General features: G+C 71.0%; 18 protein-coding genes. 12 read left to right on the top strand and 6 right to left on the bottom strand.

Translation table 11 applies throughout. The annotated features are described in order from the left end of the window. The first annotated feature begins 9 nt into the window (after positions 1–9). Positions 10–837, top strand: a complete 828-nt coding sequence (gene rnc / locus BFF76_RS03310) for a ribonuclease III (RefSeq protein ID WP_031100603.1) — start codon at positions 10–12, stop codon at positions 835–837. 74 nt (positions 838–911) lie between these two features. Further along, positions 912–1,769, top strand: a complete 858-nt coding sequence (gene mutM, locus BFF76_RS03305) for a bifunctional DNA-formamidopyrimidine glycosylase/DNA-(apurinic or apyrimidinic site) lyase (protein ID WP_065847118.1) — start codon at positions 912–914, stop codon at positions 1,767–1,769. A gap of 10 nt (positions 1,770–1,779) precedes the next feature. On the opposite strand, the gene BFF76_RS03300 is transcribed toward mutM, so the two are convergent. The 3 genes from BFF76_RS03300 to BFF76_RS03290 all read right to left on the bottom strand — a co-directional run bounded on the left by BFF76_RS03300 (position 1,780) and on the right by BFF76_RS03290 (position 3,828). Further along, complete coding sequence (locus tag BFF76_RS03300; RefSeq protein WP_065847117.1) at positions 1,780–2,184, bottom strand: winged helix-turn-helix transcriptional regulator; 405 nt, start codon at positions 2,182–2,184, stop codon at positions 1,780–1,782. Positions 2,185–2,241: 57 nt separating this feature from the next. After that, entirely contained in the window at positions 2,242–2,406 is a 165-nt protein-coding gene (locus tag BFF76_RS33475; RefSeq protein WP_244167205.1) for a hypothetical protein, read from the bottom strand. Between the two features lie 468 nt (positions 2,407–2,874). Beyond that, positions 2,875–3,828 (bottom strand): CAP domain-containing protein, encoded by a 954-nt coding sequence (locus BFF76_RS03290; protein ID WP_065847113.1) that lies wholly within the window; start codon positions 3,826–3,828, stop codon positions 2,875–2,877. Positions 3,829–3,985: 157 nt separating this feature from the next. Between BFF76_RS03290 and BFF76_RS03285 the strand changes: the two genes are divergently transcribed. The 4 genes from BFF76_RS03285 (at position 3,986) to BFF76_RS03270 (ending at position 10,679) form a co-directional block, all read left to right on the top strand. After that, positions 3,986–4,267 carry an acylphosphatase gene (locus tag BFF76_RS03285; RefSeq protein WP_031100595.1) on the top strand — a complete coding sequence of 94 codons (282 nt, stop codon included), beginning with the start codon at positions 3,986–3,988 and terminating at the stop codon, positions 4,265–4,267. A gap of 442 nt (positions 4,268–4,709) precedes the next feature. After that, a complete protein-coding gene (locus BFF76_RS03280; RefSeq protein WP_031100593.1) occupies positions 4,710–4,922 on the top strand; it encodes a hypothetical protein in 213 nt (70 codons plus the stop codon). Positions 4,923–5,233: 311 nt separating this feature from the next. Then, on the top strand, positions 5,234–9,007 hold the full coding sequence (locus tag BFF76_RS03275; RefSeq protein ID WP_065847111.1) for an AAA family ATPase: 3,774 nt from the start codon (positions 5,234–5,236) through the stop codon (positions 9,005–9,007). A 253-nt stretch (positions 9,008–9,260) separates the two neighbouring features. After that, complete coding sequence (locus BFF76_RS03270; protein WP_031100587.1) at positions 9,261–10,679, top strand: sugar porter family MFS transporter; 1,419 nt, start codon at positions 9,261–9,263, stop codon at positions 10,677–10,679. Between the two features lie 126 nt (positions 10,680–10,805). On the opposite strand, the gene BFF76_RS03265 is transcribed toward BFF76_RS03270, so the two are convergent. Beyond that, positions 10,806–12,197, bottom strand: coding sequence for a purine-cytosine permease family protein (locus BFF76_RS03265; RefSeq protein ID WP_031100585.1), 1,392 nt, complete (start codon positions 12,195–12,197; stop codon positions 10,806–10,808). Between the two features lie 110 nt (positions 12,198–12,307). Here BFF76_RS03265 and ftsY point away from each other — a divergent pair, with 110 nt between their 5' ends. Continuing rightward, on the top strand, positions 12,308–13,510 hold the full coding sequence (ftsY, locus tag BFF76_RS03260) for a signal recognition particle-docking protein FtsY (protein ID WP_031100583.1): 1,203 nt from the start codon (positions 12,308–12,310) through the stop codon (positions 13,508–13,510). Between the two features lie 65 nt (positions 13,511–13,575). Here the strand turns inward: ftsY and BFF76_RS03255 are convergent, their stop codons facing one another. Next, complete coding sequence (locus BFF76_RS03255) at positions 13,576–14,223, bottom strand: bifunctional DNA primase/polymerase (protein ID WP_053929018.1); 648 nt, start codon at positions 14,221–14,223, stop codon at positions 13,576–13,578. Between the two features lie 425 nt (positions 14,224–14,648). Between BFF76_RS03255 and nsdA the strand changes: the two genes are divergently transcribed. The 5 genes from nsdA (at position 14,649) to ffh (ending at position 22,304) form a co-directional block, all read left to right on the top strand. Beyond that, the gene (nsdA, locus tag BFF76_RS03250; RefSeq protein WP_065847109.1) at positions 14,649–16,124 is read left to right on the top strand and encodes a transcriptional repressor NsdA; all 1,476 of its coding nucleotides are present in this window, start codon (positions 14,649–14,651) and stop codon (positions 16,122–16,124) included. A 337-nt stretch (positions 16,125–16,461) separates the two neighbouring features. Next, complete coding sequence (locus tag BFF76_RS03245) at positions 16,462–17,814, top strand: ammonium transporter (protein ID WP_031100576.1); 1,353 nt, start codon at positions 16,462–16,464, stop codon at positions 17,812–17,814. Beyond that, entirely contained in the window at positions 17,811–18,149 is a 339-nt protein-coding gene (locus BFF76_RS03240; RefSeq protein WP_014048583.1) for a P-II family nitrogen regulator, read from the top strand. The genes BFF76_RS03245 and BFF76_RS03240 overlap by 4 nt, the downstream gene beginning before the upstream one ends. Positions 18,150–18,184: 35 nt before the next feature. Further along, a complete protein-coding gene (locus BFF76_RS03235; protein ID WP_065847107.1) occupies positions 18,185–20,635 on the top strand; it encodes a [protein-PII] uridylyltransferase in 2,451 nt (816 codons plus the stop codon). Between the two features lie 121 nt (positions 20,636–20,756). After that, a complete protein-coding gene (gene ffh / locus BFF76_RS03230; RefSeq protein WP_053929020.1) occupies positions 20,757–22,304 on the top strand; it encodes a signal recognition particle protein in 1,548 nt (515 codons plus the stop codon). Positions 22,305–22,364: 60 nt separating this feature from the next. Here ffh and BFF76_RS03225 read toward each other — a convergent pair whose 3' ends face one another. Beyond that, on the bottom strand, positions 22,365–23,225 hold the full coding sequence (locus BFF76_RS03225; RefSeq protein WP_053929021.1) for a class I SAM-dependent methyltransferase: 861 nt from the start codon (positions 23,223–23,225) through the stop codon (positions 22,365–22,367). Positions 23,226–23,446: the final 221 nt, after the last annotated feature.

The following is a 23,446-nucleotide window of genomic DNA, read 5'->3' as shown; positions in this document are numbered from 1 at the left end:
AGAGGCCCGATGTCTGAGTTGTCCAGCGCCAAGAAGCAGGCAGACAACATCAACACAGCCTCGTCCCACACGCTTCTGGAAGGGCGGCTCGGGTACCACCTCGAGTCCGCCCTTCTGGTGCGTGCGCTGACCCACCGTTCGTACGCATACGAGAACGGCGGTCTGCCCACCAACGAGCGGCTCGAATTCCTCGGGGATTCGGTGCTCGGCCTGGTGGTCACGGACACGCTGTACCGCACCCACCCCGACCTGCCCGAAGGCCAGCTGGCCAAGTTGCGGGCCGCGGTGGTCAACTCGCGTGCACTTGCGGAAGTGGGCCGCGGCCTCGAACTCGGCTCCTTCATCCGGCTCGGCCGCGGTGAAGAGGGCACGGGGGGCCGGGACAAGGCTTCCATCCTCGCCGACACCCTTGAAGCGGTGCTCGGCGCCGTCTATCTCGACCAGGGCCTCAGCGCGGCCTCGGAGCTGGTCCACCGGCTCTTCGACCCGCTGATCGACAGGTCCTCCAACCTCGGAGCCGGCCTGGACTGGAAGACCAGTCTCCAGGAGCTCACCGCGAGCGAGAGCCTCGGAGTCCCCGAGTACCTCGTCACGGAGACCGGCCCCGATCACGAGAAGACCTTCACTGCTGCCGCTCGCGTCGGTGGTGTCTCGTACGGCACCGGCACCGGCCGTAGCAAGAAGGAAGCGGAGCAGCAGGCGGCGGAGTCCGCCTGGCGCGAGATCAGCGCCGCCGCGGAAGCACGGGAGGCGGTGGCCGAGGCCGCCGCCGACGGAGGGGCCGCCGACACCCCTGCCGACCCGTCGCCGCACTCGGACGCCGCTCCGGCTGAATGATCCGTGAAACCCCTCGGTGCCTCCGCGCACCGGGGGGTTTTCGCTGCCCCGTTCCCCCCGAAGGAGTGCCCGCCGTGCCCGAACTGCCCGAGGTCGAAGTCGTGCGACGGGGTCTGGAGCGCTGGACCGCCGGGCGGATCGTGGAGGCCGTCGAGGTCCTGCATCCGCGTGCGGTACGCCGGCACCTCGCGGGCGGCGCGGACTTCGCGGCCCGGCTCCGGGGCCTGCGCTTCGGCACGGCGATGCGCCGCGGCAAGTACCTCTGGGTTCCCCTCGACGATGCGGCGTCCTCGCTCCTGGGCCACCTCGGCATGAGCGGCCAGCTGCTCGTCCAGCCCGAGGAGGCCGCCGACGAGAAGCACCTGCGGATCAGGATCCGCTTCGACGACGCGCTCGGCACCGAGCTGCGCTTCGTCGACCAGCGCACCTTCGGCGGGCTCTCACTGCACGACAACACACCCGACGGCCTGCCCGACGTCATCGCGCACATCGCGCGCGATCCCCTCGACCCGGCCTTCGACGACACCGCCTTCCACCTGGCCCTGCGCCTGCGCCGTACGACGGTCAAGCGCGCCCTGCTCGACCAGTCCCTGATCAGCGGCGTCGGCAACATCTACGCCGACGAGGCGCTCTGGCGCAGCCGGCTGCACTACGAGCGGCCCACCGCGACCCTGACCCGTCCGAGGACGGCGGAGCTGCTCGGCCATGTCCGGGACGTGATGCGGGAGGCCCTCGACCAGGGCGGCACCAGCTTCGACAGCCTGTACGTCAATGTGAACGGCGAGTCCGGCTACTTCGACCGGTCGCTGGACGCGTACGGACGCGAGGACGAGCCCTGCCGCCGCTGCGGTACTCCGATGCGCAGGCGGCCGTGGATGAACCGCTCCAGCTACTTCTGCCCGCGCTGCCAGCGTCCGCCGCGGATCTCCTGACGATCCCGGATCAGGCTTCGCGGGCGGCGTCGTACCGGCTCCGGGCGTCCACGACCTCGGGCATCCGGCCCTCGACGAGCTGGATGAGGTCCATCAGCCGCCCCGCGACCTCACGGCCGAGTGCCGTCAGGTCGTAGTCGACACGCGGCGGATTCGTCAGCCGGGCGTCGCGGTGGACCAGCCCGTCCCGTTCCAGCGCGTGCAGCGTCTGGGAGAGCATCTTCTCGCTGACACCGTCGACCCGGCGGCGCAGCTCGTTGAAGCGGGCGCCGCTCTCGTACAGCGCGCCCAGGGTCAGGCTGCCCCAGCGGCCCGTGACGTGCTCCAGCGTCCCGCGCGAGGGGCACTGCCGTGAGAAGACGTCGAAGGCCCGGTCGTCGCCGTCCCGTACGGATTCCGTAGCCGTCTCACTCATGCGGGCCAGCTTACGCCGGTGCAGCGCTCACCTCCGGTAAGCGCTGCACCGGCGTGCTCAGCGGGTCACGACGGCGGTCTCGCTCGCACCCGACTCGGTGGCGTCCGCGTAGAGCACCGAGACGCGGTAGTAGACCGTGCTCGCGGGCGGGGCGGCAGGGTCCCACCAGTGCCACGGTCTGCGGGTTCCAGCGACGGATGGCGAAACCGGTGACGTCGGCAAGGCTCCCGGAGCCGCCGAGCGCCCAGGAAATCCAGGCGTTCTGGTCGGAACCGAGATGGGCGAGGGGCGCCCCCGTCGCAGCCGGGGCGGTCGGGCGGAGGTCCAGCTCGGTGACGTCGCCGCGGAGGCGCCGGTCCCGGGGGTGAGCTGGTTCCCGTACTGGTCCACGGCGACGACGCCGTACCGGACCTGCTGCCCGTCCGCGGGCAGGAAGTCGTGGAACGTCGTCTCCTTGATCTCCCACGGCTTGAAGTTCGAGGGATGCGGTACCGGGGTGTACGTCCACCGCCCGTCGGCCAGGGTGCCGCGCAGCAGGAGGTAGTGGGCGAGGCCGGGGTCGTCGCTCCTGTCCCAGGAGACGGTGACTGCCGAAGATCAAGACTCCTGCGAAGGGGGCATGGTTGTAGGCCTGCGTGGCCGACTGGACAGCGTTCTCCGTCGCCGCTCAGCAGCTCGCCGTCGATCTCCTCAGAAGCCGAAGTCCTGGGTCCACCAGGGGCCGCCGGAACCGAGGTGAACGCCGACACCGAGTGTCTTGTAGTCGCAGTTGAGAATGTTCGCGCGGTGCCCGTCGCTGTTCATCCAGGCATCCATCACGGCCTGTGCGTCGGCCTGGCCGCGGGCGATGTTCTCGCCGCCCAGACCCTGCACGCCGGCCTCGGCGGCACGGTCCCAGGGGGTCGCCCCGTCCGGGTCGGTGTGGCCGAAGAAGTCCCGGGCGGCCATGTCCTCGCTGAAGTCCTGGGCGAGCGCCGTCAGCGAGGCGCTGGTGGTGACCGGGCTGCAGCCGACCTTCGCGCGCTCCTGGTTGACCAGGTCGAGCACGGTGGTCCGTGCGGAGGTGGCGGACGGGCTCGCCGGGGCGGGGGCCTTGCTGCTCGGGGCGGCAGACGAGGGCTTGGCGGCGACCGGGGTGCTGGACGCCGGCTTGGGCGACGTGGTCCTCCTCGGCTCCGCTGCCGGCGCCTTCGTCCGCTCGGGCGCGGACGGTGCCTTCGTCGCAGGCTTCGACGCGGTGGCCGACGGCTTCGTGCTCGGCTTTCCGCTCGGGGAGGCCGAGGGCGACTTCGACGGTGCGGCGGAGCGGCCGGCACCCCGGCCGGCCTCGGCGGACGCGGAGGCCGACGTGCGGCCGGTCGGCTCTGCGGACGACTCGCCCTGGGTCAGCAGGTCGGGAGCGCCACCCGCGTCGACCTGGTTCGAGGCCCCGCCGCCGCTCACCTCGTAGCTGCCGCCGCCCGGCAGCAGACCGGAGGCCACGGCGACCGCTCCGACGGCCACGGCCGCGGAGACGCCGAGGAGTCCTGCGCGCACGGGCAAGCCGGCTCGCTTCCTCCGGCGGGCACCGCGGTGCCCGTCCTCCGCGTCTGCCGCGTGCTGCTCAGCGGCGGGGGCCGCGCCTGCGCGTCGATGCCGTCCCATGCGCTGTGCCTTCCTCGTGCTCCGGGCGCGTCGTTCCGACGTCACCGTATTCAAGATCAAGCTCACCCGTACGAGTGAAGCTATTGCGAGGGGACCATACGCCATGGCTGATTGGGGTGGCGTGCCGCTTGTTCAATTGGCCGGTTAGCGTTCGGGCATGAACGAAGATGCACGACTCGTCGTATGGGTACGCGGCCGAGTACAGCAAGTAGGGTTCCGCTGGTTCACCAGGGCAAATGCTTTGGAGATCGGAGAACTCACCGGCTTCGCACTCAATCTCGACGACGGCCGGGTGCAGGTGGTGGCCGAAGGGCCGCGTGAGAATTGCCACCGCCTGCTCGACTGGCTCGGCTCCGACGACACACCCGGCCGCGTGGATGGCGTCACTGAGATCTGGGACACGCCTCGCGGGGGATATGAAGGATTCGCGATCCGCTGACCGCGGGCGGGAAACACGGGCCGGAACCGCTGTGTGCGCCAGGGGCGGCGAGCGGTGACCGGCCGGGTGGCGAGGGCTCCACACCCGAAATGACCTGCGGAACAAGCGGGCCATGTACGTGGTTGCCAAGAGGCGCACACCGTGCCAGGCTGCGGGATTGACGAAGATCCCCATGCCCTTCGGGAACCCGCAGGAGAGTCGCGCCGCATGATCGTCCGGCCGCGCGCCCCCGGGACACCCGGTCCCCTGGCGTGTGATCGTGTTGACCGTCAAACTTTTTGGTGAGACGCTGAAAACCCCGCGCACCTTAGCTGTTCGGCAGAGCTGGAGACAGCGGAACAGCAGTGGAAAAAGATCACTGCCGAGCACCGCGGGTGCGATTCCCTCACGACCACGACCCACACCGCAACGGTCGGTCACTCAGTGTGGAGGACCATCCATCATGGCAAAGGCGCTTCTCGGTTACGTCGGCGGTTCCGACCCGCGACTCCTCGCCGAGATGCGACGGCTTCAGAAGCGCGTCCAGGACCTGGAATCCGAGCTCACACGGATCCAGGACGAGAACGACGCGCTCAACGCCGCCGCCCAGCACCAGGAGTCGCTGCTCGACAGCATCGACATCGACGTACCCCAGGCGGAGCCGGCGCTGACCTGACCGCAAGGCCCTGCCGGGGCCGGTCGGGCCGGACGTCAGCCGCTCGGGATTCAACCAACGAAGTCTTCGTCACGGATCGTCGTCCTGGACCACCGGGGATCGCATGTGATCCCGTCCGTTCGCGATCCGTCACGCAGGGCTGTGCCGGAACGACTGCACAGCAGCATCGTGCAGGAATGACAAGGGACGCTCCGGCGTCCCTTTTTTCTTTCCCCCCGGGGCCGTCACCGGCCTATCGCTCTTCGCTTACCGTCTGATGTGCCCTGCACCTTCATCAGCGAAACCGAGAGTGAAAGGTAGAGTCCGGCGGCGTGCACCTCAAGGCCCTGACCCTCCGTGGTTTCAAATCGTTCGCCTCCGCCACCACCCTGCGGTTCGAGCCGGGGATCACCTGTGTCGTCGGTCCCAACGGTTCGGGTAAATCCAATGTGGTGGACGCGCTCTCCTGGGTCATGGGCGAACAGGGGGCCAAATCCCTGCGCGGCGGCAAGATGGAAGACGTGATCTTCGCCGGCACCACGGGAAGGCCGCCACTGGGCCGCGCGGAAGTGTCGCTGACCATCGACAATTCCGACGGTGCGCTGCCCATCGAGTACGCCGAAGTGACCATCACCCGCATCATGTTCCGCAATGGCGGCAGCGAATACCAGATCAACGGGGACACCTGCCGGCTGCTCGATATCCAGGAACTCCTCTCGGACTCCGGTATCGGACGGGAGATGCACGTCATCGTCGGCCAGGGCCGGCTGGACTCGGTCCTGCACGCCGATCCGACGGGGCGACGCGCCTTCATCGAAGAGGCGGCCGGTGTCCTCAAGCACCGCAAGCGCAAGGAGAAGGCGCTGCGGAAGCTGGAGGCGATGGGCGCCAACCTCGCCCGCGTCCAGGACCTCACCGACGAACTCCGGCGCCAGCTGAAACCGCTGGGCCGGCAGGCTGCGGTGGCCCGCCGCGCCGCCGTCATCCAGGCCGATCTGCGGGACGCCCGGCTCCGGCTCCTGGCCGACGACCTGGTGCGGCTGCGGGAGGCGCTGCGCGGCGAGATCGCCGACGAGGCCGCCCTCAAACAGCGCAGGGAAGCGGCGGAGACCGAGCTCAGGGCCGCGCTCGTCCGCGAGGCGGACCTGGAGGACGAGGTACGCCGGCTGGCCCCGCGGCTGCAGCGGGCCCAGCAGACCTGGTACGAACTCTCGCAGCTGGCCGAACGCGTGCGGGGCACGATCTCGCTCGCCGACGCCCGGGTGAAGAGCGCCACCGCCGCGCCGGAGGAGGAGCGGCGCGGACGCGACCCGGAGGACATGGAGCGTGAGGCCGCCCGGATCCGCGAGCAGGAGGCGGAGCTGGAGGCGGCACTCGAGGCGGCGGAGCACGCCCTGGAGGACACCACCGCGCACCGGGCCGAACTGGAGCGGGAGCTGGCCTCCGAGGAGCGCAGGCTCAGGGACGCTGCCCGGGCCATCGCCGACCGGCGCGAAGGGCTCGCCCGGCTCAGCGGACAGGTCAACGCGGCCCGCAGCCGCGCCGGTTCGGCACAGGCCGAGATCGACCGGCTGGCCGCGTCACGGGACGAGGCGCAGGAGCGGGCGGTCGCGGCGCAGGAGGAGTACGAGCAGCTCAAGGCCGAGGTCGACGGACTGGACGCGGGCGACGCGGAGCTCGCGGAGCAGCACGAGGCAGCCAGGAGGGAGCTCGCCGGGGCGGAGGCGGCCCTGAGCGCGGCGCGCGAGGCGGTCACCGCGGCCGAACGCAGCCGGGCGGCGGTCTCCGCCCGGCACGAGGCGCTGTCGCTGGGGCTGCGGCGCAAGGACGGAACCGGCGTGCTGCTCGGCGCGGGCGACCGGCTCTCCGGGCTGCTCGGGCCGGTCGCGGAGCTGGTCACGGTGGCCCCGGGCTACGAGGTCGCGGTGGCCGCCGCGCTCGGCGTGGCAGCCGACGCCGTCGCGGTGACGGACCCGGCCGCGGCGGCGGCCGCGATCCGTCTGCTGCGCAAGCAGGACGCGGGGCGCGCGGCGCTGGTACCGGGCGGCGCGGGTGCCGGGCAGGTCCCCGCGCAGGGTACGGAGCATCCGGCCGGGCCCGCCGGCTCCCCGGCGGCCCAGGTACCCGGGCAGGCGTCCGGTGCGGACCACGGTCCCGCGGCCGCCGCCTCCGCCGCCCCGGGCGACGCAGCCGTGGAGCACGGAGCCGGTGTCCCCGCGGCCGAGCACCGTCCCGTGACCTCCGGAGCGGAACACGGTACGGCCGCGGGCCTGCTCCCCGTGGACGCCGCCACCGGGGACCGCGCCGTGACCGCCGTCGCCGGACTGCTGCACGGGCCCGCCGGGCTGACCGATGCCGTGCGGAGGCGGGTGCGCGGCATGGTCGTCGTCGGCACGCTGGAGGACGCCGAGGAACTGGTCGCCGCCCACCCCGGGCTGACCGCCGTCACCGCCGAGGGCGATGTGCTGGGAGCGCACTTCGCACACGGCGGATCCGCCGGGGCGCCGAGCCTGCTGGAGGTCCAGGCATCCGTCGACGAGGCGGCCGCCGAGCTGGCCGAGCTCGCCGTGCGCTGCGAGGAACTCGCCTCGGCCCAGCGCGCGGCCGCCGGCCGGCGCGGCGATGCCGCCGCCCGGGTGGAGGAACTGGGGGAGCGGCGCCGGGCCGCCGAGCGGGAGAAGTCCGGGGTGGCGCAGCAGCTCGGGCGGCTGGCCGGGCAGGCCCGTGGCGCGGCCGGGGAGGCCGAGCGGATGACCGCTTCCGCGTCCCGGGCGCAGGAGGCGCTGCAGCGGGCCACCGAGGAGGCCGAGGAGCTGGCGGAACGGCTGCTGGTCGCGCAGGAGAATCCCGTGGAGGAGGAGCCCGACAGCTCCGTACGGGACCGGCTCGCCGCCGACGGCGCCAACGCACGCCAGACCGAGATGGAGGCCCGCCTCCAGGCCCGTACCCATGAGGAACGGGTCAAGGCGCTCGCCGGACGGGCCGACGCCCTGGACCGCGGGGCCCGAGCGGAGCGCGAGGCGCGCACCCGGGCCGAGCAGCGCCGTGCCCGGCTGCGCCACGAGGCCGCCGTGGCCACCGCCGTGGCCTCGGGAGCCCGGCAGCTGCTCACCCATGTCGAGGTCTCGGTCGTACGGGCGGAGGAGGAACGGACCCGGGCCGAGGCGGCGAAGGCCGAGCGCGAGCGGGACCTGGCGGCCGAGCGCGGCCGTGGCCGTGACCTCAAGGGCGAGCTCGACCGGCTCACCGACTCGGTGCACCGGGGCGAGGTGCTCGGGGCCGAGAAGCGGCTGCGCATGGAGCAGGTGGAGGCCAAGGCGCTGGAGGAGTTCGGTGTCGAGCCGGCGGGCCTGGCCGCCGAGTACGGGCCGGAACAGCTGGTGCAGCCGTCCCCCGCCGCGGAGGGGGAGGAGCTCCCGGCGGACCCCGAACATCCGCGGAACCAGCCGAAGCCGTTCGTCAGGGCGGAGCAGGAGAAGCGGCTCAAGGCGGCCGAACGGGCGTATCAGCAACTCGGGAAGGTGAATCCCCTCGCCCTGGAAGAGTTCTCGGCACTGGAGGAACGCCACAAGTTCCTCTCCGAGCAGCTCGAAGACCTGAAGAAGACCAGGGCCGACCTGATGCAGGTGATCAAGGAGGTCGACGAGCGGGTCGAGCAGGTGTTCACGGAGGCGTTCCGCGACACCGCCCGGGAGTTCGAGGGCGTGTTCTCCCGGCTCTTCCCCGGCGGGGAGGGCCGTCTCGTCCTCACCGACCCGGACAACATGCTGACGACGGGTCTCGACGTGGAGGCGAGGCCGCCGGGCAAGAAGGTCAAGCGGCTCTCGCTGCTGTCCGGCGGTGAGCGGTCCCTTACGGCCGTTGCCCTGCTGGTCTCCATCTTCAAGGCCAGGCCGAGCCCGTTCTATGTCATGGACGAGGTCGAGGCGGCACTGGACGACACCAATCTGCAGCGTCTGATCCGGATCATGGTGGAGCTCCAGGAGAGCTCCCAGCTCATCGTGATCACGCACCAGAAGCGGACGATGGAGGTCGCCGACGCGCTGTACGGCGTCTCGATGCAGGGTGACGGGGTCTCCAAGGTGATCAGCCAGCGGCTCCGCTGAAGCCCTCGGGCACCGGCTGACGGGTGGTCACACCGTCTTTACTCAATCTTCAACACTTCAACGCACCTTTTGGGTGCTCCTGGGTACTTGTGAAGGACCCTCTCGCATGCACCCAGCTCTTGACTTCGAAACTTGAACGCATAACCTCAGCAATGTTGTTTTTACCTTCAAGTGGTGGTCGGCTGGAAGTTGTGCGCCACTGGGAGGGCTCACCCCCCACACCTGACGTCGCGGCCAGGTACCAGGAGTTCATGTGACCAGCACAGCGCACGGACCCGAGTCCGGAGCCCGAGAGGCCCACCCGGACCATCTCGGCCATGTCATCTTCATCACGGCGGCCGCAGCGATGGGCGGCTTCCTCTTCGGCTACGACAGTTCCGTGATCAACGGCGCCGTCGAGGCCATTCGTGACCGCTATGACATCGGGTCAGGGACCCTGGCGCAGGTCATCGCCATCGCCCTGATCGGCTGTGCCATCGGCGCGGCCACGGCGGGACGCATCGCCGACCGGATCGGCCGTATCCGCTGCATGCAGATCGCCTCGGTGCTCTTCACCATCAGTGCCGTCGGATCCGCGCTGCCGTTCGCCCTCTGGGACCTCGCCATGTGGCGGATCATCGGCGGCTTCGCGATCGGCATGGCCTCGGTCATCGGCCCGGCCTACATCGCCGAGGTCTCGCCGCCCGCCTACCGCGGCCGCCTCGGATCCTTCCAGCAGGCCGCCATCGTCATCGGCATCGCCATCTCGCAGCTGGTCAACTACGGCATCCTCCAGATCGCCGACGGCGACCAGCGGGGCGAGATCGCCGGCTTCGAGGCCTGGCAGTGGATGCTCGGAGTGATGGTCGTCCCGGCGATCCTCTACGGCCTGCTGTCCTTCGCCATCCCCGAGTCGCCGCGCTTCCTGATCTCCGTCGGCAAGAAGGACCGCGCCCGGAAGATCCTCGAAGAGGTCGAGGGCAAGAACGTCGATCTCGACGCCCGCGTGCACGAGATCGAGACGGCCATGCACCGCGAGCACAAGTCCAAGTTCAGCGACCTGCTCGGGAGCCGCTTCGGCTTCCTGCCGATCGTCTGGGTCGGTATCGGTCTGTCGGTCTTCCAGCAGCTCGTCGGTATCAACGTCGCCTTCTACTACTCGGCGACGCTCTGGCAGTCCGTCGGCATCGACCCGACCGACTCGTTCTTCTACTCGTTCACCACGTCGATCATCAACATCATCGGCACCGTGATCGCCATGATCCTGGTGGACCGGGTGGGACGCAGGCCGCTCGCGCTCGTCGGCTCCACCGGTATGGCCGTCGCCCTGGCGGTCGAGGCATGGGCCTTCTCCGCGGACCTGGTCGACGGCAAGCTGCCGACCACGCAAGGCACCGTCGCCCTGATCGCGGCCCACGTCTTCGTGCTCTTCTTCGCACTGTCGTGGGGTGTCGTGGTCTGGGTCTTCCTCGGCGAGATGTTCCCGAACCGCATCCGTGCCGCCGCCCTCGGTGTCGCCGCCTCCGCGCAGTGGATCGCCAACTGGGCCATCACCGCGAGCTTCCCGAGCCTCGCCGACTGGAACCTCTCGGGCACCTACATCATCTACACCTGCTTCGCCGTGCTCTCGATCCCCTTCGTGCTCAAGTTCGTGAAGGAGACCAAGGGCAAGGCGCTGGAGGAGATGGGCTAATCCCCGCTGCCCCTCTCCTCGACCCGCTGCCCCGGTCCGGCCCATGCCGGCCCGGGGCAGCGTTCTGTCCAGGGCCGGCACGGCCCGGTGTCCTTCCGTGCCACTGGCTGTCCGGCCGGCGGGGAGTCAGAAACGGGCGGGCGCGCCGGCGGTTCTGTCCGCCGGCCGCGGCAGTGCCGCGTACACACCCGCCGAGACGAGGATCGTGGCCGCCCAGCCCAGGCCGTGGCGCCCGGTCCAGGAGGCGGCGAGCGGGCCGCTGAACCACTCCACGTCGGTGAACAGCAGCCCGGTCACGAGCGCCGAGCCCCACGCCCCCATCGCCTGCCTGCTGAACCCGGCCGCGTACCAGTAGCCGCTGGTGGGAGTGGTGTCCATCAGGGCCGCGGAGTCGTACCTGCGGCCGCGCAGCAGATCCACCCCGAAGACCCCGATCCAGGCGGAGAACGTCACGCCGAGCAGTGTGAGGAACGAGAGGAACGTGTCGATGAAGCTCGTCGCCACCATCATCAGCGTTCCGCCGAGCAGCAGGCTGATCGTCGCGTTCACGCCCACGGCCCAGGCGCGGGGGACCGCGAATCCGAGCGTCTGAGCGGTGAAGCCGGCGGAGTACATCGACATCGCGTTGATCAGTGCCATGCCGACGACGGCGGTCAGGAGGTACGGCACGGAGATCCATCCCGGCAGCAGTTCGCCGATGAACGCCACGGGGTCCTTCGTGACGGCCAGGTGTGGTGAGCTCACCGCCATGACCGCGCCCATCATCACCATCGGCAGGATCGTGACCAGGGCCCCGCCCACGGCCGCGCCGACCATCGCCCGGCCGGACGCGGAGCGCGGCAGATAGCGGGCGAAGTCCGGCGCCGAGGGAACCCAGCTGATACCTCCGGCGGCCAGTGTCCCGATCCCGGCGATCATCATCGCCGTCGGCCCCGGAGGCCGGTCCAGGACGGTCCGCCACGGGGTCGAGACGATCAGATGGACCAGGACGAGGAGGCTCGTGGCCCCGAAGAGCCAGACGGAGACCCGGGAGCAGATCCGCAGTGCCCGGATCCCGAGCCCCGACACGAGGAAGCTCGCGGCGACGAAGGCCGTCAGGATCACCAGGATCAGTGAGTGCGTGCTCCGGACGCCGAACAGAAGATCGAGTACGGCCAGCACGGCGTAGGAGCCGGTGACCGCGTTCACGGTCTCCCAGCCCCAGCGGACCACCCACAGCAGGGCTCCGGGGAAGAGATTGCCGCGCTGCCCGAAAACGGCCCTGGACAGTGCCATGCCAGGCGCCCCGCCGCGCTTGCCGGCGATGGAGACCAGGCCGACAAGCCCGTACGCGAGCACGGACGCCGTGACCGCCACGACGAGCACCTGCCAGAGATTCAGGCCGTTGAAGACGGTGAGTCCGGCCCCCACGGTAAGCAGCAGCACCGTCATGTTGGCCGTCACCCAGGTGGGGAAGAGGGTGCGGACCCGGCCGGTGCGCTCGTGATCGGGGACGGGATCCAGGCCGCGGTTCTCCACGGGCAGCAGCGTACCTTTACCCCCAAACGTGGCATACCGGCCCTGCGGTGGGTGTCCGTGGTCGTCAGCGACCGCGCCCGGCCGCGGTCGTGGCCGATACTGGACACGTTATGGAAATCGTCATCCTTGCTGTAGTCATCGCCCTGGTCGCGGTCGGCCTGATCAGCGGGCTCGTGGTCAGCAGCCGCAAGAAGAAGCAGCTGCCGCCCTCGGCGCCGTCGAGCACGCCGACCATCACTCCTCCCGCCGAGCCCCGTGTCGGCGAGGAAGCCGAGACGCCGCGCGACGAAGCGCGGCGCACCACCGAGGAGGTCGGACTCCCCGGCGGGACTCCCGTCGAGGAAACCCCTGTAGTCATCGAGCCGGAGGCCCCCCGGCTCGAAGTCCCGGAGCCGACCGCCGGCCGCCTGGTCAGGCTCCGCGCCAGGCTCGCGCGTTCGCAGAACTCCCTGGGCAAGGGGCTGCTCACGCTCCTGTCCCGCGACAACCTCGACGAGGACACCTGGGAGGAGATCGAGGACACCCTCCTCACCGCCGATGTCGGTGTCGCACCCACCCAGGAGCTGGTGGAGCGGCTCCGTGAGCGGGTTCGCGTCCTCGGCACCCGTACGCCCGACGAGCTCCGCACCCTGCTGCGCGAGGAACTCGTCACTCTGCTCGGCCCCGAACTCGACCGTGAGGTGAAGACCGAGGGCGGCGAAGGGACCCCCGGCGTCGTGATGGTCGTCGGGGTCAACGGCACCGGCAAGACGACCACGACGGGCAAGCTCGCCCGGGTGCTGGTCGCCGACGGCCGCAGCGTCGTGCTCGGCGCCGCGGACACCTTCCGCGCCGCCGCCGCCGACCAGCTCCAGACCTGGGGCGAGCGGGTCGGCGCCCGTACGGTTCGCGGTCCCGAGGCCGGCGACCCCGCGTCGATCGCCTTCGACGCGGTGAAGGAAGGCATCGCCGAGGGTGCCGACGTGGTGCTCATCGACACCGCGGGCCGGCTGCACACCAAGACCGGCCTGATGGACGAGCTCGGCAAGGTCAAGCGGGTCGTGGAGAAGCACGGGCCGCTCGACGAGATCCTGCTCGTCCTCGACGCCACGACCGGGCAGAACGGTCTGGTCCAGGCGCGGGTCTTCGCCGAGGTGGTCGACATCACCGGCATCGTCCTCACCAAGCTGGACGGCACCGCGAAGGGCGGCATCGTCATCGCCGTCCAGCGCGAGCTGGGCGTCCCCGTGAAGCTCATCGGCCTCGGTGAGGGCCCGGACGACCTGGCTCCGTTCGAGCCGGGCGCCTTCGTCGACGCGCTGATCGGCGACTGACCGGAGTATCGCCGCGTACGGGCTGAGGGCGGTGGACCCGAGAGGGGTTCACCGCCCTCCGGCGTTCACCAGCGGTGGCATATGTAGGCGAGGGTGCCCAGCAGCAGCCGGGCCTGCGGGGGAGCGGCGGCCGTGTCCGGCACCGGCGGACGCAGCCAGCGGACCGGGCCGAGGCCCCCGAGGTCCGACGGGGGAGCGGTGACGTAGGCACCGGGGCCCAGCGCCCGCAGATCGAGGTCCGCGTCGTCCCAGCCCATCCGGTAGAGGAGCCCCGGCAGCCCCGCCGCGGCCCCGGGGGCGACGAAGAACTGCGTTCGGCCGGTGGGTGTGACCGTCACCGGCCCGAGCGGCAGCCCCATCCGCTCCATGCGCACCAGCGCGCGCCGGCCGGCGGCCTCGGCGACGTCCAGCACGTCGAAGGTCCGGCCCACGGGAAGCAGTATCGAGGCGCCCGGCACCTCGGCCCAGGCGTCCGCGGCCGTGCCGAGGGTGGCGCCCGGAGGCACCTCGGGAGCGAAGTCCAGCGGATGCGCGCCGGGGGCCCCGCACGCCGGGTCGCCGCACGAGCAGACCCCTGCCGCGGCTTGTGCGCCCGGAGCCACCGCCCAGCCCCACAGTCCTGTGTACTCGGCCACCTCGGTCGCCCCGCCCGCCCGGCCGCGGCGCCGTGTGCCCGACCGTATCTCCCGGATGCCGCCGATCGTGAAGCCCATGCCCCCTCCAACGGGTCCGACTCAGTGGTGGTTACGACCCGGAGTGCTCGACGTCGTCCTCCGCCGCCCATCCACCGGCGCGCATGGGTGGCGTAGCGGGGGTGCGCGATGCGCGTCATGCGCCCCTGAGTGCTTCACTCCGCCAGTCGCTGATCGCGACCTGTCAAGTGAATCGTGGACCGCGCCGATCGGGTTCACCCGAAGGGGTGGCGAATGGTGGCGTTTCCGCAACGGCCCTCGCCGGGGCGGTGATCGTAGGATTACCGTGGGTACCCGAACCTGCAATTGCATCTGCAGTTGAGTATGCCTCGGGCAATTCGATGATTCGTTCGAAGGTGGCCAACGCCCGTACGGACGGCGCCGGGGCGCGGCATTCTGATAGAGGTTCGCGCGACAGGTTTCAGCGGGATGGGGGGCGTTCCAGTTTGAGTGACAGCGGCGCGGGCGACACGAATGCCGGAAAGCGCCCCAACGGGCAGTTGGGCTCGTGGTTCATGCGAAGCGGCTGGTCGAAGGGCGAGCTCGCCCGCCAGGTGAACCGCCGGGCACGCCAGCTGGGTGCCCATCACATCAGCACCGACACCTCCCGGGTGCGCCGCTGGCTCGACGGCGAACAGCCCCGCGAACCGATCCCGCGCATCCTCTCCGAGCTCTTCTCGGAGCGCTTCGGAGCCGTCGTCTCCGTCGAGGACCTCGGACTGCGCACCGCCCACCAGTCCCCCTCGGTGGCGGGAGTCGACCTGCCCTGGGCCGGACCGCAGACCGTCGCGCTGCTCAGCGAGTTCTCCCGCAGCGACCTCATGCTGGCCCGGCGCGGCTTCCTCGGCAGTTCCCTCGCCCTCGCCGCCGGCCCCACCCTCATCGAACCCATGCAGCGCTGGCTGGTGCCCGTGGCCCGCACGGGGGAGCCGGAACCGGAGCTGCCGACCGCGGAGAGCCGCCCCTCGCGGCTCTCCGGCCCCGAGCTCGACCTGCTGGAATCCACCACGGCGATGTTCCGTCAGTGGGACGCCCAGTGCGGTGGCGGGCTGCGCCGCAAGGCGGTCGTCGGCCAGCTCCACGAGGTCACCGACCTGCTGCAGGAACCGCAGCCCAGGGCCACCGCCGAGCGGCTGTTCCGCTGCGCGGCCGAACTGGCCGAGCTCGCGGGCTGGATGAGCTACGACGTGGGCCTCCAGCCCACCGCCCAGAAGTACTTCGTGCTCGCCCTGCACGCCTCGAAGGAGGCGGGCGACAAGCCGCTGGGCTCGTACATCCTCTCCAGCATGAGCCGCCAGATGATCCACCTCGGCAGGCCCGACGACGCGCTCGAACTCGTCCACCTCGCGCAGTACGGCAGCCGCGACTGCGCCACCGCGCGGACCCAGGCCATGCTGTATGCGATGGAGGCCCGCGCCTACGCCAACATGGGCCAGCCGAGCAAGTGCAAGCGAGCGGTCCGGATGGCCGAGGAAACCTTCGCCGACGCCGTCCTGGACGACGAGCCCGAGCCCGACTGGATCCGCTTCTTCTCCGACGCCGAACTGCACGGCGAGAACGCCCACTCCTACCGTGACCTCGCCTATGTCGCGGGCCGCAGCCCCACGTACGCCTCGCTCGCCGAGCCCGTCATGGCCCGTGCCGTCGAGCTCTTCGGCGAGGACGACGAGCACCAGAGGTCCTACGCGCTCAATCTGATCGGTATGGCCACCGTGCATCTCCTGAAGCGCGAGCCCGAGGAGTCGACCGTCCTCGCCACCACGGCCCTCAAGGTAGCCAGGAAGGTCAGGTCGGAGCGCGTCAACACCCGGCTCCGCAAGACCGTCGACACCGCTGCCAGGGACTTCGGGGACGTTCCCGAGGTCGCCCGGCTCACCGACCTGCTCGCCGAGCAGCTCCCGGAGACCGCCGAAGCGGTCTGACCGGGTCCACCTCCACCGGCCACGACGCCGCCCGCACCACTCGACTCGGCTCCCCCATGTGCCAGGTCAGCGGGGCGCCGTCGTGGCCGGTTCACGTTCCCGGGCGTTCCAACCGCACCGTATGCGGCGCCGCCGGCATGGTAGGCAGCGCACCGGGCCGGACACTCCTGGTTCATTGGGACGTAACACGCGGAGCTCCTTCGTCACTGCGGTGAAACATCGTGCGGCATTCGTGGAAACCGCGCTGCGCGAATGTCATGGCGCATAACCGGCCCGCACCTTTTCACCGTGGTCCCGCACCCCCGCACGTGGCCGCACCGACGACGAGGAGACGCCGATGCCCCCAGGCATCACGACGCTTGCCGCAGACGCCCCTGAGCTGTCTGCCGCCAACACAGGGTTCATGCTCATCTGCACAGCGCTGGTGATGCTCATGACCCCGGGTCTGGCCTTCTTCTACGGAGGCATGGTCCGCGTCAAGAGCACCCTGAACATGCTGATGATGAGCTTCATCAGCCTCGGGATCGTCACGATCCTGTGGGTGCTCTACGGATTCAGCCTCGCCTTCGGCACCGACGTCGGCTCCGTCATCGGCTGGAGTTCGGACTACGTCGGCCTCAGCGGCATCGGCGTCACCGAGCTCTGGGACGGCTACACCATCCCGACCTACGTCTTCGCCGTCTTCCAGCTGATGTTCGCCGTGCTCACCCCGGCCCTCATCAGCGGCGCCCTCGCGGACCGCGTCAAGTTCACCTCCTGGGCCCTGTTCATCACCCTGTGGGTCACCATCGTCTACTTCCCGGTCGCGCACTGGGTCTGGGGCGCGGGCGGCTGGCTCTTCGAGCTGGGTGTCATCGACTTCGCCGGCGGTACGGCCGTCCACATCAACGCGGGTGCCGCGGCACTCGGCGTGATCCTCGTCATCGGCAAGCGGGTCGGCTTCAAGAAGGACCCGATGCGGCCGCACAGCCTGCCGCTCGTCATGCTCGGCGCCGCCCTCCTGTGGTTCGGCTGGTTCGGCTTCAACGCCGGTTCGTGGCTCGGCAACGACGACGGCGTCGGCGCCGTCATGTTCGTCAACACCCAGGTCGCCACCGGTGCCGCCGTCCTCGGCTGGCTCGCCTACGAGAAGATCCGCCACGGCTCCTTCACCACCCTGGGTGCCGCCTCCGGCGCCGTCGCCGGCCTCGTCGCCATCACACCCGCGGGCGGTGCGGTCAGCCCGCTGGGCGCCATCGCCGTCGGCGTCATCGCCGGTGTCCTGTGCGCCATGGCCGTCGGCCTCAAGTACAAGTTCGGCTACGACGACTCCCTGGACGTCGTCGGCGTCCACCTCGTCGGCGGCATCATCGGCTCCCTCCTCGTCGGCTTCTTCGCCACCGGCGGGGTGCAGTCCGACGCCAAGGGCCTCTTCTACGGCGGCGGACTCGACCAGCTCGGCAAGCAGGCCGTCGGAGTCTTCGCGGTCCTGGCATACTCCCTGGTCGTCTCCGCGGTCCTGGCGTTCGTCCTCGACAAGACCATCGGGATGCGGGTCAGCGAGGACGACGAGGTGTCCGGTATCGACCAGGTCGAGCACGCCGAGACGGCGTACGACTTCAGTGGCGCCGGCGGCGGCTCCGTCGCCCGCACCACTCCTCCGGCGCCCGGCGCCGCGGCAGCCCCGACGAACAAGAAGGTGGACGCATGAAGCTCATCACCGCAGTCGTGAAGCCGCACAGGCTGGACGAGATCAAGGAGGCCCTCCAGGCCTTCGGCGTCCAGGGCCTCACGGTCACGGAAGCCAGCGGTTACGGGCGTCAGCGCGGACACACCGAGGTCTACCGTGGCGCCGAGTACACCGTCGACCTCGTGCCGAAGATCCGCATCGAGGTACTCGTCGAGGACGAGGACGCCGAACAGCTCATCGACGTGGTCGTCAAGGCCGCGCGTACGGGCAAGATCGGTGACGGCAAGGTCTGGAGCGTCCCGGTCGAGACCGCGATCCGTGTGCGGACCGGGGAACGCGGCCCGGACGCACTCTGAACCGAAGGCCCCCCCGTGAACGGAAAGGCAGCTGGGTGACGAGCACCGAAGTGACCACCGAATCCGAGGACTCGGGACCCAGCGGCTACGCGGCGGCCCGGCTGCGCCTCCTCCAGGAGGAGACGCGGTCCGGGCCGCCGCGCCGTGCCGCACTGGCCCGGCTCACCGACGACTGGCTGACCGGTCTGTTCACCACGGCCGCCGAGCGGGCGGGCGTCCGCGGCGCCGCCCTCGTCGCCGTCGGCGGATACGGCCGCGGAGAGCTCTCCCCGCGCAGCGACCTCGACCTCCTGCTCCTGCACGACGGCAACGCCGACGCCGGAGCCGTCGCCGCCCTCGCCGACGGGATCTGGTACCCCGTCTGGGATCTCGGCCTCGCCCTCGACCACTCCGTACGCACCCCCGGCGAAGCACGCAGAACCGCGGGGGAGGACCTCAAGGTCCAGCTCGGACTGCTCGACGCGCGCCCGGTCGCCGGAGACCTCGGCCTCGTCGCCGGCCTGCGGACCGCGATCCTCGCCGACTGGCGCAACCAGGCACCCAAACGCCTCCCCGCCCTCGACGAGCTCTGCCGCGAGCGGGCCGAACGCATGGGCGAGCTCCAGTTCCTCCTGGAGCCCGACCTCAAAGAGGCCCGGGGCGGCCTCCGCGACGCCACCGCCCTGCGCGCCGTCGCCGCTTCCTGGGTCGCGGACGCGCCCCGCGAAGGGCTCGCGGAAGCCCGCCGTACGCTCCTCGACGCCCGGGACGCACTCCACCTCACCACCGGCCGGGCCACCGACCGCCTCGCCCTGCAGGAGCAGGACCAGGTCGCCGGGGCCCTCGGTCTCCTGGACGCCGACGCGCTGCTGCGCCAGGTCTACGAGGCCGCCCGGACCGTCTCGTACGCCACCGACGTCACCTGGCGCGAGGTCAACCGCGTCCTGCGGGCCCGCTCCTCACGACCGCGGCTGCGCACGATCCTCGGCGGCGCCAAGGCCGCTCCTGAACGCACCCCGCTCGCCGAGGGCGTCGTCGAGGCCGACGGCGAGGTCGTCCTCGCGCGCACCGCCCGCCCCGAACGCGACCCCGTGCTCACCCTCAGGGCCGCCGCCGCGGCGGCGGAGGCCGGGCTGCCGCTCTCCCGCCACCTCGTGCGCCACCTTGGCACCGCGGCCCAGCCGCTGCCCGTGCCGTGGCCCGCCCAGGCCCGCGAGGAACTCGTCACCCTGCTCGGTGCCGGTGAACCCACCGTAGGAGTCTGGGAGGCCCTCGAGGCGGAAGGCATCATCACCCGGCTGCTGCCCGACTGGGAGCGGGTCCACTGCCGGCCGCAGCGCAACCCCGTCCACACCTGGACCGTCGACCGGCACCTGGTCGAAACAGCCGTACGTGCCTCCCACCTCACCCGCCGTGTCGGCCGCCCCGACCTGCTCCTGATCGCCGCCCTGCTCCACGACATCGGCAAGGGCTGGCCGGGGGACCACTCCGTGGTCGGCGAGGTCATCGCCCGCGACATGGCCGCCCGCATCGGCTTCGACAAGCAGGACGTGGGCGTCGTCGCCACGCTCGTACGGCACCACCTGCTGCTCGTCGACACCGCCACCCGGCGCGACCTCGACGACCCCGCGACCGTCCGCGCCGTCGCCACGGCCGTCGGCAACGCCTCCACCCTGGAACTCCTGCACGCGCTCACCGAGGCCGACGCACTGGCCACCGGCCCCGCGGCCTGGAGCTCCTGGCGGGCCTCCCTCGTCACCGACCTGGTCAAGCGGGTCGCCGCTCTCCTGGCCGGCGAGGAACCCCCCGTGCCGGAGCCGCTCGCCCCCAGCGCCGAGCAGGAACGGCTCGCCGTCGAGGCCCTGCGCACCGGCGAGCCCGTCCTCTCCCTGCACACCCGGCCCGAACCGGCTTCCGAGGACGGCGAACCCGAACCCGTCGGCGTCGAACTCCTCATCGCGCTGCCCGACCGCCCCGGCGTCCTGCCCGCGGCGGCCGGCGTCCTCGCCCTGCACCGCCTCACCGTGCGCGCCGCCGACCTGCGCGCCGTCGAGCTCCCCACCGAGCTGGGCGACACGGCAGACCTCCTCGTGCTCAGCTGGCGGGTCGCGGCCGAGTACGGCTCACTCCCGCAGGCCACTCGGCTCCGCGCCGACCTGGTACGCGCCCTGGACGGCTCCCTGGACATCCGGGCCAGGCTCGCCGAACGCGAAGCCGCCTATCCACGGCGGCGCGGGGTGAAGGCCCCGCCGCCCCGGGTGACCGTCCCCGCGGCCGGATCGCGCCTGGCCACGGTGATCGAGGTCCGCGCCCAGGACGCCCCGGGCCTCCTGCACCGGATCGGCCGCGCGCTGGACCGGAGCGCGGTCAGAGTGCGCAGCGCCCATGTCTCCACGCTCGGCGCGAACGCCGTGGACGCCTTCTACGTCACCGACGCCGCCGGTGAGCCGCTCCTCCCGCAACGGGCCGCGGAGGTGGCCCGGGAGGTCGAGAAGGAGCTGGGCTGACCTCCTGTCCCAGGCCCGTTCGTCACGAGAAACGGGCGAGGGCTTCGCGTTCCCCGGGGTCCGGATACCCTGGAGGGCGACTGACCTGCCACGCCCCCGACCCTGAGGACCGACGAGCGCCGTGTTCGATACTCTCTCCGACCGCCTTAGCGCGACTTTCAAAAACCTCAGGGGCAAGGGCCGCTTGTCCGAGGCGGACATCGACGCCACGGCTCGCGAGATCCGTATCGCCCTGCTCGAGGCCGATGTCGCGCTCCCCGTAGTCCGGGCGTTCATCGCCAACATCAAGGAGCGGGCGCGCGGCTCCGAGGTCTCCCAGGCGCTGAACCCCGCCCAGCAGGTCGTCAAGATCGTCAACGAGGAGCTCGTCGGCATTCTCGGCGGCGAGACCCGGCGGCTCAGGTTCGCCAAGAACCCGCCCACCGTGATCATGCTCGCGGGTCTGCAGGGTGCCGGTAAGACCACCCTCGCCGGAAAGCTCGGTCTCTGGCTCAAGAGCCAGGGCCACTCCCCGCTGCTCGTCGCCTGTGACCTCCAGCGCCCCAACGCCGTCAACCAGCTGAGCGTCGTCGCCGACCGTGCCGGTGTCGCGGTGTACGCACCGGAGCCGGGCAACGGCGTCGGCGACCCGGTCAAGGTCGCCAAGGACTCCATCGAGTTCGCCAAGGCCAAGGTCCACGACATCGTCATCGTCGACACCGCCGGCCGCCTCGGCATCGACGAGGAGCTGATGCGGCAGGCCGCGGACATCCGCGACGCCGTCAGCCCCGACGAGATCCTCTTCGTCGTCGACGCGATGATCGGCCAGGACGCGGTCAACACCGCCGAGGCCTTCCGTGACGGCGTCGGCTTCGACGGTGTCGTGCTCTCCAAGCTCGACGGTGACGCCCGTGGTGGCGCCGCCCTGTCGATCGCGCACGTCACGGGCAAGCAGATCATGTTCGCGTCGAACGGTGAGAAGCTCGAGGACTTCGACGCCTTCCACCCCGACCGCATGGCCTCCCGCATCCTCGACATGGGTGACCTCCTCACCCTGATCGAGCAGGCGGAGAAGACCTTCAGCCAGGAAGAGGCCGCCAAAATGGCCTCCAAGCTGGCGTCGAGCAAGGGTAAGGACTTCACGCTCGACGACTTCCTGGCGCAGATGGAGCAGGTCAGGAAGATGGGCTCCATCTCCAAGCTGCTCGGGATGCTGCCCGGCATGGGGCAGATCAAGGACCAGATCAACAACATCGACGAGCGCGACGTCGACCGTACGGCCGCGATCATCAAGTCGATGACCGCGAAGGAACGCGCGGAGCCCACGATCATCAACGGCTCCCGCCGGGCCCGTATCGCCAAGGGCTCCGGTGTCGAGGTCTCCGCCGTGAAGAACCTGGTGGAGCGCTTCTTCGAGGCCCGCAAGATGATGTCGAAGATGGCCCAGGGCGGCGGCATGCCCGGGATGCCGGGGATGCCGGGCATGGGCGGCGGCCCCGGCCGGCAGAAGAAGCAGGTCAAGCAGGCCAAGGGCAAGCGCAAGAGCGGCAACCCGATGAAGCGCAAGGCTGAGGAGCAGGCCGAGGCGGCCCGCCGCGAGCAGGCGGCGCAGGGCGGTGCGTTCAACCTGCCCGCTCAGGAGGACAAGAACTTCGAACTGCCGGACGAGTTCAAGAAGTTCATGGGCTGACCGGCCCGGTGCACGGCAGAAGGGGCGCCCCGCTCGGCGGGGCGCCCCTTCGCTGTCCCGTTACGTCACGCACACCAGGTAGCGGAAGACGTTCGGCATCCACACCGTGCCGTCGGGCCGCAGATGCGGATGCATGGCCTCCGCGACCTCCTTCTCCACCTGGGTGCGGTCCGTCGCCCGTATCGCCGTGTCGAACAGGCCGGTCGACAGCAGGCCGCGCACCGCGCTGTCCACGTCCGCGTAGCCGAACGGGCAGGACACCCGGCCCGAGCCGTCCGGTTTGAGGCCGGCCCGGGCCGCCACCTCTTCCAGGTCGTCCCGCAGCGCCGGCCGCCAGCCGCTCCCGGACCGCGGGGCGCGCGCCGACTCGGTGAGCCGGGCCGCCACCCTGAGCACCGGAGCGGTGGCACACCGCTCCGGAGGACCCCAGCCCGCCAGCACCACCGTGGCCCCCCGTACGGCCAGCGGCATGGCCGAGGCCAGCGCGGGAGCGAGCCCCTCGGAGTCTCCGGCCGTGCAGCCGATCGGCTGGAAGGCGGTCAGCAGGTTGTACGGGGCCTCACCGTCCGGCGCGGCTGCCGGCACACTCTCGGCGAGCCTCGCCCGCGGGCCCGCACGGCCCGTGTCCTGCCCCGGCTCGGCGGCCAGGCGCTCACGGGCCAGGGCCAGCCGGTCGCGGTCGGTGTCGACGCCGGTGACGCGCGCCCCGCGCGAGGCCGCGATCAGCAGCGCGAGCCCGGAACCGCAGCCGAGGGAGAGCATCCGCGTACCGGCCCCGACTTCGAGGCGCGCGTACACCGCCTCGTAGAGCGGCGCCAGCATGCGCTCCTGGATCTCGGCCCAGTCACGGGCGCGGGTACCGGTGTCCACCGGGGCGGACGAATCCGCGTACCTGTGGTGCCGGACGAGCGTAGGTGTCATGGAATGCGCCCCAATCCGCCGTGAGGTCGGTCGTGCCCGAGTGAGGTCCCCCATGTCTGTGTGCTGTGTATGCGTGCCCACAGCCCCCGTATGTCAGGGAACTCCGCATCGGCGGTCCCGTCCAGAGGCCGGACGGGGTGGGATGGCATTGCCCGCGTGCTCCGGTCGTGCGCCCCCGGCCGCCGCGTGCGCGATGCGGACGCCGGGAACAGCACGCCTGC

Origin of the sequence: Streptomyces mutomycini, assembly GCF_001700505.1 — a bacterium.
GTDB classification, from domain to species: domain Bacteria; phylum Actinomycetota; class Actinomycetes; order Streptomycetales; family Streptomycetaceae; genus Streptomyces; species Streptomyces mutomycini.
This window is presented reverse-complemented; position numbering and strand designations above follow the sequence as displayed.